The organism is Rhodococcus sp. KB6 (assembly GCF_001445685.1).
Lineage (GTDB): Bacteria > Actinomycetota > Actinomycetes > Mycobacteriales > Mycobacteriaceae > Rhodococcus_F > Rhodococcus_F qingshengii.
The window spans coordinates 78,077-90,949 of the sequence record NZ_LNAK01000134.1 but is presented as its reverse complement, the minus strand read 5'-3'; the positions used below and the strand labels follow the sequence as shown (position 1 = coordinate 90,949).

Below are 12,873 nucleotides of genomic sequence, written 5' to 3'. Positions count from 1 at the left end.
TCGGAGAACCCCTCCACAGAGCGATGACCGCCAGGATTGTCCGTTCATAGCGTGAACGGCATGCGGATCACACGGGTGAAAGACATCTCTCGAAGCGCCGGCACCTGGGCTGCCCTGGCGCTGGCTGCAACGGCAGCGATCACGGTCACTGCCGGAGCGAGCGGAGCCCAGTCGCCCCGCACCGAGAATTCGAACGCATCCAGGGCGATCGCCACCGTGACTACTGCGGATGCCGCTGACGCTGCGACCACCATCCCGGCGGACTTTGCGGCATTCGCCGGTTACACCCCCGCCGTCGTCGACGGATACCTCGCCAATCCCCACGGCGACTGCTCGTCGCCGGTCCCACTTCCCGACGAATTCGACTCGGCCTGCAAAGCGCACGATCTCGGCTACGACCTACTCCGCTACGCGCATTCGCACGGAACGGAACTGGGGCCGTGGGCACGTCAGGTCCTCGACGGTCAGCTCGACCAGCGAATGCATGCCGCGTGTGAAGACCGCACGTCCTTTCTCTCACGAGGGTATTGCTTCGCGATGGCCGATGTAGCCGTCACGGCTGTGAACGGAAACTCCTGGCGCCAAAGCTATCTGACGCCGGTCGCGGAATCGGGATTCGGTTACGGCACGGCCGGTGTTCTGGCAGTCTCCGCCTTCGGCTTCACCCTGATGCGATCGCAGCGCCTCGACCCGTCGAACGAGTTCTCCTACTCCCCGAAAGCGATTGCAGCATGAGCGTTCTGAATGCGTCACGGACCCCCGTCCTCGCCCGAGTCGGGGCGCTCGCACTCCCCCGCGTGTCCACGAGCGTCGCCGTGGCAGCGATGTCCGCCATCTCGCTGGCTCCCGGACTCCTGCCGCGATCAGCCGTACTACAAGGGGTGTTCAGCGGTCTGCTCGTCGCGGCCGGACTACTGGCGATGTGGGCGTTCTCCGCGGTAGCCCGTCGGCTCGTCCCCGACCGGGTCAAGGCCCGATTCGACGAACGTCATTGGCGCATCACCGCGTTCGGGTTGTCGACTGCCGGCACCGCAGTTGCGATGTTCGCCGCCGCCGGTTGGCAGAACTCGTTGCGAGCGGCGATGGGCGCACCGTCTGCCGGACTTCTCCACTGGGCGGAGGCGGGTTGCATTGCAGCACTGACCGCACTTGGTCTCTGGGGCATCGGGATCGGAATTTCGAAGGCGCTGCGGTGGATGGGTTTCGCGCGGAGCGTCGGCGCACTGGTCATGGGTGTTCTCGGGGTGCAGTTGGTAGTCGGTCCCGTCGTGTGGAACGGCCTCGCCGATTCGTTCGACAAGTCCAACGCGTACATCGACACTGCTCTGACACAGCCACTTTCGGCCTCTGTGTCAGGCAGCCCCGAATCTCTCATCTCGTGGACGTCGATGGGGGCGGAGGGACGCAAATTCGTCGCAGCAGGCGAAGACTCGGTGCGTGTCTACGCCGGTTTGGATTCGGCACCCGACACTGCATCACGTGCCGCGCTCGCGGTGAGCGAACTCGATCGCGTCGGCGGCTTTACCCGCAACAGCGTCGTAGTGGCCGTTCCGACCGGATCGGGGTGGATCGACACGCATGCAGTCGACGGTATCGAGCAACGGTTCGGCGGCGACGTCGCAATAGTCGGGCAGCAATACTCCGACGCACCCAGTTGGGCGACATTCCTGTTCAGCCGCAACGACGCCGAGGAATCAGCCACCGCCCTGTTCACCACCGTCGGCAGCCACATTGCCGCTATGCCCGCCGAGGATCGACCGGACCTGTTCCTCTACGGACAGAGCCTCGGCGCGGTCGGCGGCAGCGCCGCACTGACCGAGGCTTTGTCCGAGGGCAGTCCCACCACCGCGTGCGACGTGTTGTGGGCAGGTCCCCCGGCCGGCGCGACACGAACGGACGGCGCAACCGTCCTCGCGAACATTTCCGACCCGGTGGTGTGGTGGTCGCCTGCCCTCGCGACACAGAAACCGGATCTGAGCCGTGCCGTGCAAGATGCACCGATCCCGCAGTGGATCCCGGGTGTCACGTTCTTGCAGACCACCGTCGACATGCTCGGTTCGCTCGGTGTCCCCGCCGGTCACGGCCATCGCTACGGAACCGATCAGGGGACGGCCCTGAGAACTTGCTCCTGAAACTGCTGTGCGCCTTTATTAACCGCGGGGGGTTGATAAAGGCGCACAGCAAACAGGTCAGACCGCAGTCGCGATCGGGCCGCGTGCAGCTTCGTAGGCGGCACCGACACGGTAGAGGCGCTCGTCAGCCATGGCGGGCGCCATGATCTGCAAGCCCACCGGCAGGTTGTCGTCCGCGGACAGACCCGAGGGCACCGACATCGCGCAGTGTCCGGCCAGGTTGGTCGGCAGCGTGCACAGGTCGGAGAGGTACATGGCCAACGGATCGCCGACCTTCTCCCCCAACTTCCACGGCGTGAACGGGCTGGTCGGCGAGACCAGTACGTCCACCTTCTCGTAGGCCTTGTCGAAATCGCGCGCGATGAGCGTACGGACCTTGAGCGCCGAACCGTAGTAGGCGTCGTAGTAGCCCGAGGACAGTGCGTAGGTACCGATCATGATGCGGCGCTTGACCTCCGGACCGAAACCGGCGGCGCGGGTTGCCGCCATGACCTGGTCGGCACTCATGTTGCCGTCGTCGACACGCAGTCCGTAGCGCATCGCGTCGAAGCGGGCCAGGTTGGACGAGACCTCACTGGGCAGCACCAGGTAGTACGACGCGAGCGCGTGCTCGAAGCTCGGGCACGAGACCTCGACAACCTCGGCACCGAGTGCCTTGAGCTGCTCGACGGCAGCATCGAAGGAAGCGATGACGCCTGGCTGGTAGCTGTCGGAGTGAAGTTCCTTGACCACACCGACTTTGACGCCGCGCAGGTCGCCGTTTGCACCTTCGCGTGCGGCGGCGACGACCGGACGCACGGGGGCGTCGATGGACGTGGAGTCACGCGGATCGTGTCCGGCGATGACCTCGTGCAGCAGAGCGGTGTCGAGCACGGTGCGACCACAGGGGCCGCCCTGATCGAGCGAGGACGCGCACGCGACGAGTCCGAAGCGCGAGACGGTTCCGTACGTCGGCTTGGTTCCGACTGTCGCGGTGACCGCAGCGGGCTGACGGATCGAACCGCCGGTGTCAGTGCCGATGGCCAGCGGGGCCTGACGGGACGCGAGCGCCGCTGCGCTACCGCCGCCCGAGCCACCGGGGATGCGGGTGACGTCCCACGGGTTACGCGTCGGGCCGAAGGCCGAGTTCTCGGTCGAAGAGCCCATCGCGAACTCGTCGAGGTTCGTCTTGCCGAGGATCGGGATGCCGGCAGCGCGCAGCTTGGAGGTCAGAGTCGCGTCGTACGGCGCGACCCAGCCTTCGAGAATTTTCGACGCACAGGTGGTCGGCATGTCCGTCGTGGTGAAGATGTCCTTCAACGCGATCGGAACGCCGGCGAGTGCCGAAGCTGGTTCGTTTCCGCCTGCGAGCGAGTTGTCCACTGCTGCGGCGGCTTCGAGAGCCTGTTCGCCTGCAACGTGCAGGAAGGCGTGGTACTCGGTGTCGACGGCCGCGATGCGGTCGAGATGCGCCTGCGTGACCTCTACGGAGGACACCTCACGCGAGTGGATCTTGCCGGCCAGCTCAGCGGCGTCCAGCGTGGTCAGATCGGTCATTCGCCCTCTCCAAGGATCTGCGGAACCGCAAAGCGATCCTGTTCGACTGCGGGTGCTCCGGACAATGCCTGCTCGGGGGTCAACCCGGGCACGATCACGTCGGGGCGCGTCACGTTGGTGACGGCATTGGGATTCGCCATGGGCGGGACGTCGTCGGCGGCAACCTCGGTGACCACCTTGACGTGGTTGAGAATCGAATCCAACTGACCGGCGAACTCGTCGAGTTCGGCATCGGACAGGGCGAGTCTGGACAGCCGCGCGAGGTGCGCGACCTCGTCACGGGAGATGGCAGGCACCGCGGGGCCCCTTTCGGAAGAGGACGTGAACATTGCCGGTCCAGCCTAGTTGCTCGCCGCGACAGACCTGTAAGCACGCCCGCTGTATCGAACGACGAGCACGCTCACTGTGTCGATCGCCACGCCGAAAGCCCGCAGTGTGTTTCGCTCGTGTGACAAGCATGTGCATCTGGCGTGACGCCGCCGCGGCGCCCACCATCGCAGGTTGGGCAAGTGCAAAGATGAGTCAGGCCCGGGTCGACGTGATCCGGGCGAGAACCGATCAGCGAAAGGCACGCACGTGTCGTACCTGCTTCGCGTCCAACTGCCCGATCGACCAGGCAGCCTCGGCGCGCTCGCCGTAGCTCTCGGATCCGTGGGCGCAGACATCCTCTCCCTCGACGTCGTGGAACGAGGTGACGGTTTTGCCATCGACGACCTCGTGGTCGACGTCGAACCGGGCGCGCTGCCCGACACCTTGATCACCGCTGCCGAGCATCTACCGGACGTGCTGGTCGATTCGATCCGCCCCTACGCCGGGATTCTCGACACTCACCGTGAGCTCGAACTCATAGATTCCGTTGCGACGGCCCGAAACGATCGACTACAGGTCCTCGTCGACGGCGCGCCGCGTGTACTGCGAGTCGGCTGGTGCGTCGTCGCGGACATCGGCAAGCACGGTGCGTACCGCGTCGTCGGTAGCGCCGGCGCGCCGGAAACCCACGCCACCGACATTCCGTGGATGCCACTGGACAAGCCCACCGCCCTCGACGGCGAGGCCGACTGGGTTCCGGACGTATGGCGCGACATGAACACCAGCCTCGCTGCCGCACCTCTCGGCTCCGGCAATCGAGTCCTCATGCTCGGTCGTCCCGGTGGGCCCGAATTCCGCCCTTCGGAGATAGCCCGCCTCGGCTACCTCGCAGGAATCGTGGCGACGGTACTGGGTTGACCAGGCTGGCTGATCAGGCCAGGCCGCGAACCATGACGGTCAGTTCCATACCGCGAATCGGCTCCCACGCCCGCTCGGGATCGGGGACGAAACCGTTGCGGTCGTAGATACGACGGGCATCGACCATCTCGGGCTGCGTCGAGATGACCACCGAGTGATCGCCGCGGTCGTAGGCTTCGGCGATCACTGCGCGAACCAATGCGGTTCCGGCGCCCGATCCCCGAGCTTGCGGCGAGACTGCGAGCATGCGGAACTCGAGTTCGCCCTTCTGCGCAACATCCGCGAAGGGCGTGCCGGGTTCTGCGATCGTCAACGAGCCCACGACTTCGTCACCGAGAACCGCAACCAGCACCCGCCCCTGCTCCACCCGAGTTGCGGTGTCGCGCAGGCGCTCCGCGTACGGCGATCCGCCGGTGACAAATCCGCCACCCACGTACGACTGCACAGTCAGCTCCCCGACGGTCTCGAACTCAGCCGGTAGAACTTCACGAATCTCGATCATGGCGTCACTATCGCACCCAGCACACCAATCTCAGAAATCGGACAAAGTCACTCTGATTCGTCCAAATCGGTGGGAGCGACCGCATCCGGGCCATCTTCGAGCAACCGCCGGAAGCCGTCTTCGTCGAGCACCGGCACACCCAATTCGACCGCCTTGTCGTGCTTGGAACCGGGCGCTTCACCGACGACGACAAACGCAGTCTTCTTCGAGACCGACCCTGCCGCCTTGCCGCCGCGCACCAGAATCGCTTCCTTCGCCTGATCACGCGAGTAGGTCTCGAGCGAACCGGTGACGACGATCGAGAGACCCTCGAGATTGCGCGGAATCGAATCGTCGCGTTCGTCCTCCATGCGTACTCCGGCCGACGCCCACTTGTCGACGATCTGCTGGTGCCAGTCGACGGAGAACCACTCCACGACGGCGGCGGCGATAGTCGATCCGACGCCGTCGACTGCAGCCAACTCGTCGACCGAAGCTTCCCGAATGCGTTGCAGCGAGCCGAATTCGCCGGCCAACGCCCTCGCGGCAGTGGGGCCGACGTGCCGAATCGACAGTGCCACAAGCACTCTCCACAGCGGCTTGTCCTTTGCCGAATCCAGGTTGGCCAGCAAGCGTTTTCCGTTGGCGGACAGGGATCCCGCATTGGTGCGGAAGATCGGAACTTCGATCAGTTTCTCGGCGTCGAGTGAGAAGAGATCACCCTCGTCACCGATGACCTTCGCCTCCAACAGCCCGGTCGCGGCCTCGTACCCGAGCACCTCGATGTCGAATGCACCGCGCCCCGAGACGTGGAACACGCGCTCGCGCAACTGCGCCGGACAGTACTGCTGATTGGGGCATCGCACGTCGACGTCGCCCTCTTTCGCGGGTGCCAACAACGTGCCGCACTCGGGACAATGCGTCGGCATGACGAACTCGCGCTCGGTACCGTCACGAACGTCTGCCACGGGCCCGAGGACCTCGGGGATAACGTCTCCGGCCTTACGCAACACCACGGTGTCGCCGATCAGCACACCCTTGCGCTTGACCTCCGAGCCGTTGTGCAGCGTGGCCAAGGACACAGTGGAACCCGCCACCGTGACGGGTTCCATGTACGCGAACGGCGTCACACGACCCGTACGTCCGACACTGACCCGGATGTCGAGGAGCTTGGTCGTGACCTCTTCCGGCGGGTACTTGTACGCGATAGCCCACCGTGGTGCGCGCGACGTGGTGCCCAGACGTCGATGTAACGACATCTCGTCTACCTTGACCACCAACCCGTCGATCTCGTGCTCGACGTCGTGGCGGTGTTCTCCCCAGTACTTCATCTTCTCGACCACGGCGTCGGCGCCGACCACCCGTGAGGTGTGCGTGGACACCGGCAGACCCCAGGCGGCGAGGGCCACGTAGGCGTCGTACTGCGAGGCCGGCTCGAAACCTTCCATGCGCCCGAACCCGTGGCAGATCATTCCGAGGCGGCGACGCGCGGTGACGGCAGGATTCTTCTGACGCAGGGAGCCCGCCGCGGAGTTGCGCGGATTGGCGAACGGCGCCTTCCCCTCCTCCACCAGGGAGGCATTGAGTGCTGCGAAGTCCTCGAGGCGGAAGAACACCTCGCCACGCACCTCGAGCAGGCTCGGAATCGGGTACTCGTCCGTGGCGGTAAGGCGCTCCGGGATGTCGTTGATCGTCAGAGCGTTGAGCGTGACCAGCTCGCCCGTACGACCGTCACCGCGGGTTGCGGCACGAACGAGTTTGCCGTTCTCGTAGACGAGATTGAGGGCGACACCATCGATTTTCACTTCACAGAGATAGTGCAGTTCCGGCCCGGTTTCCTGCTCGACCTTGGCGATCCATGCTCGGAGCTCCGACTCGTCGAAGACGTTGTCGAGGCTGAGCATCCGCTCGAGGTGGTCGACGGACGTGAAGTCCGTCGCGAATCCGCCACCGACGAGTTGCGTCGGAGAGTCGGGAGTTCGCAGATCCGGGTACTGCTCTTCGAGAGCATTGAGCTGCCCGAGCAATGTGTCGAATGCACCGTCCGAAATGACGGGCGCATCACGAACGTAGTAGCGGAACTGATGCTGGCGTACCTCTTCGGCCAGCTCCGTCCACTGCTCGCGCGCCTCGTTGGGCGCTGGCTGCATTGCATCCGCGGTTTCAGTCACAGCTAGAAGATTATCGGTTCACACCGACACACCACACGACTCCACATCGGAACGCACACACTAGAACGCCGACGGATCGTCCACCAATGCCTTGCCGACGTCTGTACACAGCCGAAGGGCGGCACGAGCCCAGTCGAGGTTCGCACCCGAAAGACCGCAACGCGGAGTGACCGCGACCTGGGTCTGCAGGAGTTCACGAGAGAAGCCGAGACGATCTACCAGTGTGACGGCGGGCATCGCACACTCTTTCCACGTCACCGGCTTTTCCGGCTCCACGGACGGAACCAGACCGAGCGCCAATTCCTTGCCGGCGTCGAACAACTGGCCGATACCGTCGAGATCGCGTGAGCCGATGAGCGACATGTCGAAGCTCACGCCGAACGCCTGGCTTCGCCTCAGTAGATCCCACGGCATGTCTGTGCCGCAACTGTGGACGATTGTGGGCAGTCCGCAACCGCTGATCGTCGAGTCGAGTACGGCGAGTGCCTCGGGTTCCGGCAGTGCCGGAACGCTCTCCATCTTGGTGCGCCCAGGCAGCGAACCGGCCAGAACTGCCGCGATCTGCGGCTCGTCCAACTGAATCACCACTGCGGCGCCGGTGCGGCGAGTGACCTCGGCCGCATGACGCGCGAGACCCTCACCGAGTGATTCTGCGACGTCGCGGAGCGCACCGCGGTCGACGAGAACTCGCGAACCGTTTGCGACTTCGATCTCGGCGCCGAGTGTCAGCGGGCCGGCGACTTGAAGCTTGACGACGTGGTCTCCGCCGACCAAGCGCGCCGACTCCCAGGCTTCCTCGAGCGCATCGAGATCCTGATTCAGAAAGTCCTCGGCTCGCTTCGCGACATTGCCCCGCCGAGGCACGACTCGATAGGCACGGGTCGAGGCGTCGAGGTTGATGTCGACCAGAATTGCCCCCGCCCGGCCGACCATGTCAGCGCCGAGACCGCGGCTCGGCAACTCCACCAGATGCGGGAAACCACCCAGCTCACCGAGGATGGTTGCGGCACTTTCGCGGGCATCCGTGCCCGGCCAGGATCCGATTCCGGTGACGAGACCACCGATGGAAACCTGCTGCGTCACAGTGTGTTCGGCTCGGATTCGGTGCCCGAGATGGTGCCACTGCCGAGAACCTGGTCGCCCAGTTCTCGGTCGGGGCGATACAACACGACGGCCTGTCCCTTTGCGACGCCGGTCAGTGGTTCGCGCAACGAGATCGAGATACCGCCGCTCGAAGTACCGTCGTCGACGGCCTCCGCAACGGCCTGCGCCAGTCCACCGTGCGCACGAACCTGCACCATGCATTCGACGGGGCCCTCCGGCGCCTGGCCCGAGGTCCAGATCGCACGCTGCGCCGAGATGGCCCAGACGTCGAGATTCTTGGCCGAACCCACTCGGACCGTTCCGGTTTCGGGCTCGATCGCGGTCACGTACCGCGGACGGCCGTCACCCGCCGGACCTTCGACGCCGAGACCCTTGCGCTGTCCGATCGTGAAGCCGTGTACGCCGTCGTGTGCAGCGAGGACTTCACCCGAATCGGCGTCGACGACGCTTCCCGGACGAACGCCGATGCGCGCACCCAGGAATGCTCGTGTGTCGCCGGTCGGGATGAAGCAGATGTCGTGACTGTCAGGCTTGTTCGCCACAGCCAGACCGCGCTCGGCGGCTTCCTCGCGGATCTGTTCTTTCGGTGTGTCACCGATCGGGAACATCGCTCGCGAAAGCTGCTCAGCCGTCAGCACACCGAGGACATACGACTGGTCCTTGTCCGCGTCGACCGCCCGGCGTAGGACGCCGTCTTCGAGGCGCGCGTAATGACCGGTCGCCACGGCATCGAAGCCGAGAGCGACTGCACGGTCGGCGAGTGCGGTGAACTTGATCTTCTCGTTGCAGCGCAGGCACGGATTGGGGGTCTCACCCGCTGCGTACGACGCCACGAAGTCGTCGATCACGTCTTCCTTGAAGCGATCGGCGAAATCCCAGACGTAGAAGGGTATTCCGAGAACGTCGGCGGCGCGCCTGGCGTCGCCGGCATCTTCCTTCGAGCAGCATCCACGCGAACCCGTCCGCAATGCGCCCGGCGCCGTGGACAAAGCAAGATGAACGCCGACGACGTCGTGTCCGGCGGCGACAGCGCGGGCGGCGGCGACAGCGGAGTCGACACCTCCGCTCATGGCTGCGAGTACTCGCATCAGCGATCCCCTCCACGCGAACCGGCACCGGCAAGACCGGCGGCCCGAGCGCGCTCTACTACTTGTGGAAGCGCAGCGATGAGCGCGTCCACATCGGTGACACTCGACGTATGTCCGAGCGAAAATCTCAGTGAGCCACGCGCGACGGGCGATTCGACGCCCATCGCAATCAAGACGTGGCTGGCCCTGGCCACACCGGCGGTGCAGGCCGAACCGGTGGAACATTCGATACCGGCAGCGTCGAGCAGCATCAACAACGAATCGCCCTCGCAACCGGGGAAGGTGAAGTGCGCGTTACCGGGAAGCCGATCGGAACCGGTCGGGCCGTTGAGCACCGACTCGGGAAGGATCTCCAGGACCCCGCCGATCAAACGGTCACGCAGCTTCGCCAATTCCCTTGTGCTCGAATCGAAGTTCGCGACATTCGCGCGCAGCGCCGCAGCCATCCCGACAACTCCCGCGGTGTCCGGCGTCCCCGAACGCAGATCACGTTCGTGTCCGCCGCCGTGAAGGAGCGGCACACAGGGAACCTGGCGTCCGAGCAGAAGCGCGCCGACGCCGTGCGGACCACCGAACTTGTGCGCCGCGATGCTCAGCGCGGCCAATTTGCTCGCCGCGAAATCGACCGGCAATTGTGCAACTGCCTGAACCGCGTCGCTGTGCATCGGAATCTCGAACTCAGCCGAAATCTCCGCCAACTCCACGATCGGCATGATCGAGCCGACCTCGTTGTTGGCCCACATCACCGTCACGAGTGCTACCTCGTCGGCGTGGACGGAAAGCTCGTCACGCAAGGTCTGCGGGTCGACGACACCGTTCTCGTCGACCGGCAACCACGTCACGCGCGCGCCCTCGTGCTGCTCGAGCCACTCGACGGCGTCGAGCACAGCATGATGCTCGACGGAGCTGGCCAGGATGCGAGTGCGTCGCGGGTCTGCGTCACGGCGAGCCCAGTAGATGCCCTTGACCGCGAGATTATCGCTCTCGGTGCCTCCGGAGGTGAAGATGACCTCCGACGGCCGCGCACCCAGGCTGGCGGCGATCGATTCGCGCGATTCCTCGACGCGGCGCCGGGCCGCACGGCCGGAGCCGTGCAGCGAGGACGCGTTGCCCACGGTTTTGAAGGTATCGGTCATCGCCTCGATAGCGGCTGCCGACATCGGAGTCGTGGCGGCATGATCGAGGTACACCGGAAATCCGGCGTGGGCACTGTGTGCAGGCAGAGTCATGGCTTGACAAGGATAGCCCAGCACGAGAGTTCGACCAGCCTCGCTCAGCAGGCTAAGCGCTCATCGCCGGGGAAGGATCGATTTGTCCCATGGCTTGTGTCACGAGTTCCGGTGCGGGGTCGAAGATGTCGTGAGCTGCCAGATCGATGATGTCGACGCCGCGTACGGCGCTCTCGCATCGCTGCGCGAGATCGGCTCGACACTCCCCTGCCTCCTCGAGCGGAGCCAGCCTGACCTTCACCTCGACGTTCTTCTGACGCAGGATCCGACGGATGGACTGACCGATCGTTTCGGTGCCGACAAAGCAGGGTCCGGTGCACAGGGAACCGTCGGCGTTCTCGTAGCGGATCGCCATCGGCTGAACCGGGCATTCGGCGTCGACGGCTGCTTGGAACATCGCCGGACGAAAACCGCCGTACGCCCGCCCGCACCAGGTCGTTCCCTCGGGGAACACCATCACCCGGACACCTCGCTGCAGGCGTTCGCGAACGACGTCGACGGTTCCGGGGAGTTCACGCAGGCGAGCGCGGTCGATGGGGACGACGCGCATCCGGCGCGCGAGACCGCCGAGCACTGCCCAGTCGAGCAGGTCGGCGCGGGCGACGAAGTTGGCCGGAGCAACGGCGCTCGCGACGAGGACGTCGGTCCAGGACACGTGACCGGCGACAACCATGACCCCGTCAGGTTCCGCGCGCCCCAACCGCTGGTCGTCGACCGTCAGCTTCATCCCCAGACAACGAAGCAACGCGCGCGAGTATCCGCGTTGCATCTCAGTACGCCAGGTGCGCGGGAGGAGCCAGCCGGCCGAAAGCACAGGCGCAGTCAACAGTGCGGCACCGACCATGACCCCGCGGGCCATCACGGTGATACTCGACACACCGGGTGCGTCCGCGGGTAGGCACCCGTCGCCGCAGGGGCTCGTCGGCACCCAGTACGGCACCGCCGCGGTCATCAGCCGATCCCCGACTCGTGTGCGGCGGCCGCCGATCGCAGCCGTTCGAGGTACCGCTTGTTGGCGGAGTGAAGGCCTTGCAGCGCAACAAAATCGGCCACACCGAACTCGGGATCGTGAGCAGGTTCCCCGCAGATCATCGCGCCCATCCGCAAGTAACCACGGAGCAACGGTGGCATCGTCACGCGTTCCGGTGCGGCGATCTCGTCGAGCGTCAGACCCCCGAGGACCACCGGGTTTCGTGGGATCACCCGCCGCGACCCCGGACTGGCGTGCTTGTTCATCACGAAGTCACGGACGCCGCGGACATCGGCGCCGGCAATTGAATCGGGGCTCGGCAAGACGGGCACGGAGACGCAGCCCATCACCCACTCGTATCCGGTCAATTCGAGATAGTGCAGGATGCCCGACCACATCAGGCTCAGGACGGATCCGGTGCGGTGAGCGGGATCGACGCACGCGCGACCCATTTCGACGATCCTGTTCGCCACCGGATCGAGCGCGGAGATGTCGAATTCCGTTGCGGTGTAATACCCACCGGCCGCCGCAGCGGAATCCGGCGGCAGCATTCGGTAGCAGCCGACGTACTCCTCGGTGATGTTGTCGCGAACGAGAAGATGATCACAGAATTCGTCGAAGGCGTCGGCGTCGAGTTCGAACACCCCGGCCGAAGCGGGGAGGGAGAAGCCTGGCTCGGAGGCGAACACTCGGTATCGAAGGCGCTGCGCAGCGACACGATGCTCGCGGTCGGAGGAGACGATCAGGGAATATCTCGGCTGGGCGACCTCACGGCCGAGATTGTCACTCGCGGAGCGAAGGACTGACGTAATTGTCATGCGCAAGGTTTATCGAGCGCGAACGGCGTCTCGGTATCGACGAAGTGACATGCCGATGCAGGCCGGGTGAATAAAGCACTGTGCGCCTTTATCAACCGCGGGGGGTTGATAAAGGCG

General features: G+C 65.1%; 12 protein-coding genes. 3 read left to right on the top strand and 9 right to left on the bottom strand.

What is annotated here, in order from left to right; translation table 11 throughout:
- The first annotated feature begins 60 nt into the window (after positions 1 to 60).
- Positions 61 to 735 carry a hypothetical protein gene (locus tag ASU23_RS20375; RefSeq protein WP_058038838.1) on the top strand — a complete coding sequence of 225 codons (675 nt, stop codon included), beginning with the start codon at positions 61 to 63 and terminating at the stop codon, positions 733 to 735.
- Entirely contained in the window at positions 732 to 2,132 is a 1,401-nt protein-coding gene (locus tag ASU23_RS20370; protein WP_058038607.1) for an alpha/beta-hydrolase family protein, read from the top strand. Before ASU23_RS20375 ends, ASU23_RS20370 begins: the two co-directional genes overlap by 4 nt.
- Before the next feature lie 57 nt (positions 2,133 to 2,189).
- Here the strand turns inward: ASU23_RS20370 and gatA are convergent, their stop codons facing one another.
- Both gatA and gatC read right to left on the bottom strand, forming a co-directional pair.
- Positions 2,190 to 3,668, bottom strand: a complete 1,479-nt coding sequence (gene gatA, locus ASU23_RS20365; RefSeq protein ID WP_030535403.1) for an Asp-tRNA(Asn)/Glu-tRNA(Gln) amidotransferase subunit GatA — start codon at positions 3,666 to 3,668, stop codon at positions 2,190 to 2,192.
- Entirely contained in the window at positions 3,665 to 3,964 is a 300-nt protein-coding gene (gene gatC, locus ASU23_RS20360) for an Asp-tRNA(Asn)/Glu-tRNA(Gln) amidotransferase subunit GatC (RefSeq protein WP_003944747.1), read from the bottom strand. Before gatC ends, gatA begins: the two co-directional genes overlap by 4 nt.
- 280 nt (positions 3,965 to 4,244) lie before the next feature.
- Between gatC and ASU23_RS20355 the strand changes: the two genes are divergently transcribed.
- The gene (locus ASU23_RS20355; RefSeq protein WP_003944719.1) at positions 4,245 to 4,895 is read left to right on the top strand and encodes an amino acid-binding protein; all 651 of its coding nucleotides are present in this window, start codon (positions 4,245 to 4,247) and stop codon (positions 4,893 to 4,895) included.
- 13 nt (positions 4,896 to 4,908) lie between these two features.
- Here ASU23_RS20355 and ASU23_RS20350 read toward each other — a convergent pair whose 3' ends face one another.
- From ASU23_RS20350 to ASU23_RS20320, 7 genes are read right to left on the bottom strand one after another with little or no spacing between them, the layout of a single operon-like run.
- Entirely contained in the window at positions 4,909 to 5,397 is a 489-nt protein-coding gene (locus ASU23_RS20350) for a GNAT family N-acetyltransferase (protein ID WP_058038606.1), read from the bottom strand.
- A gap of 47 nt (positions 5,398 to 5,444) precedes the next feature.
- On the bottom strand, positions 5,445 to 7,547 hold the full coding sequence (gene ligA / locus ASU23_RS20345) for an NAD-dependent DNA ligase LigA (RefSeq protein ID WP_058038605.1): 2,103 nt from the start codon (positions 7,545 to 7,547) through the stop codon (positions 5,445 to 5,447).
- Positions 7,548 to 7,607: 60 nt separating this feature from the next.
- Complete coding sequence (locus tag ASU23_RS20340; RefSeq protein WP_058038604.1) at positions 7,608 to 8,630, bottom strand: methionine synthase; 1,023 nt, start codon at positions 8,628 to 8,630, stop codon at positions 7,608 to 7,610.
- Positions 8,627 to 9,739, bottom strand: a complete 1,113-nt coding sequence (gene mnmA / locus ASU23_RS20335; RefSeq protein ID WP_042447455.1) for a tRNA 2-thiouridine(34) synthase MnmA — start codon at positions 9,737 to 9,739, stop codon at positions 8,627 to 8,629. Before mnmA ends, ASU23_RS20340 begins: the two co-directional genes overlap by 4 nt.
- On the bottom strand, positions 9,739 to 10,968 hold the full coding sequence (locus tag ASU23_RS20330; RefSeq protein ID WP_058038603.1) for a cysteine desulfurase family protein: 1,230 nt from the start codon (positions 10,966 to 10,968) through the stop codon (positions 9,739 to 9,741). The genes mnmA and ASU23_RS20330 overlap by 1 nt, the downstream gene beginning before the upstream one ends.
- 52 nt (positions 10,969 to 11,020) lie before the next feature.
- Complete coding sequence (locus ASU23_RS20325; protein WP_054827837.1) at positions 11,021 to 11,920, bottom strand: 1-acyl-sn-glycerol-3-phosphate acyltransferase; 900 nt, start codon at positions 11,918 to 11,920, stop codon at positions 11,021 to 11,023.
- Positions 11,920 to 12,756: a GNAT family N-acetyltransferase gene (locus ASU23_RS20320; protein WP_003944707.1), complete on the bottom strand. Its 837-nt coding sequence runs from the start codon at positions 12,754 to 12,756 to the stop codon at positions 11,920 to 11,922. The genes ASU23_RS20325 and ASU23_RS20320 overlap by 1 nt, the downstream gene beginning before the upstream one ends.
- Positions 12,757 to 12,873: the final 117 nt, after the last annotated feature.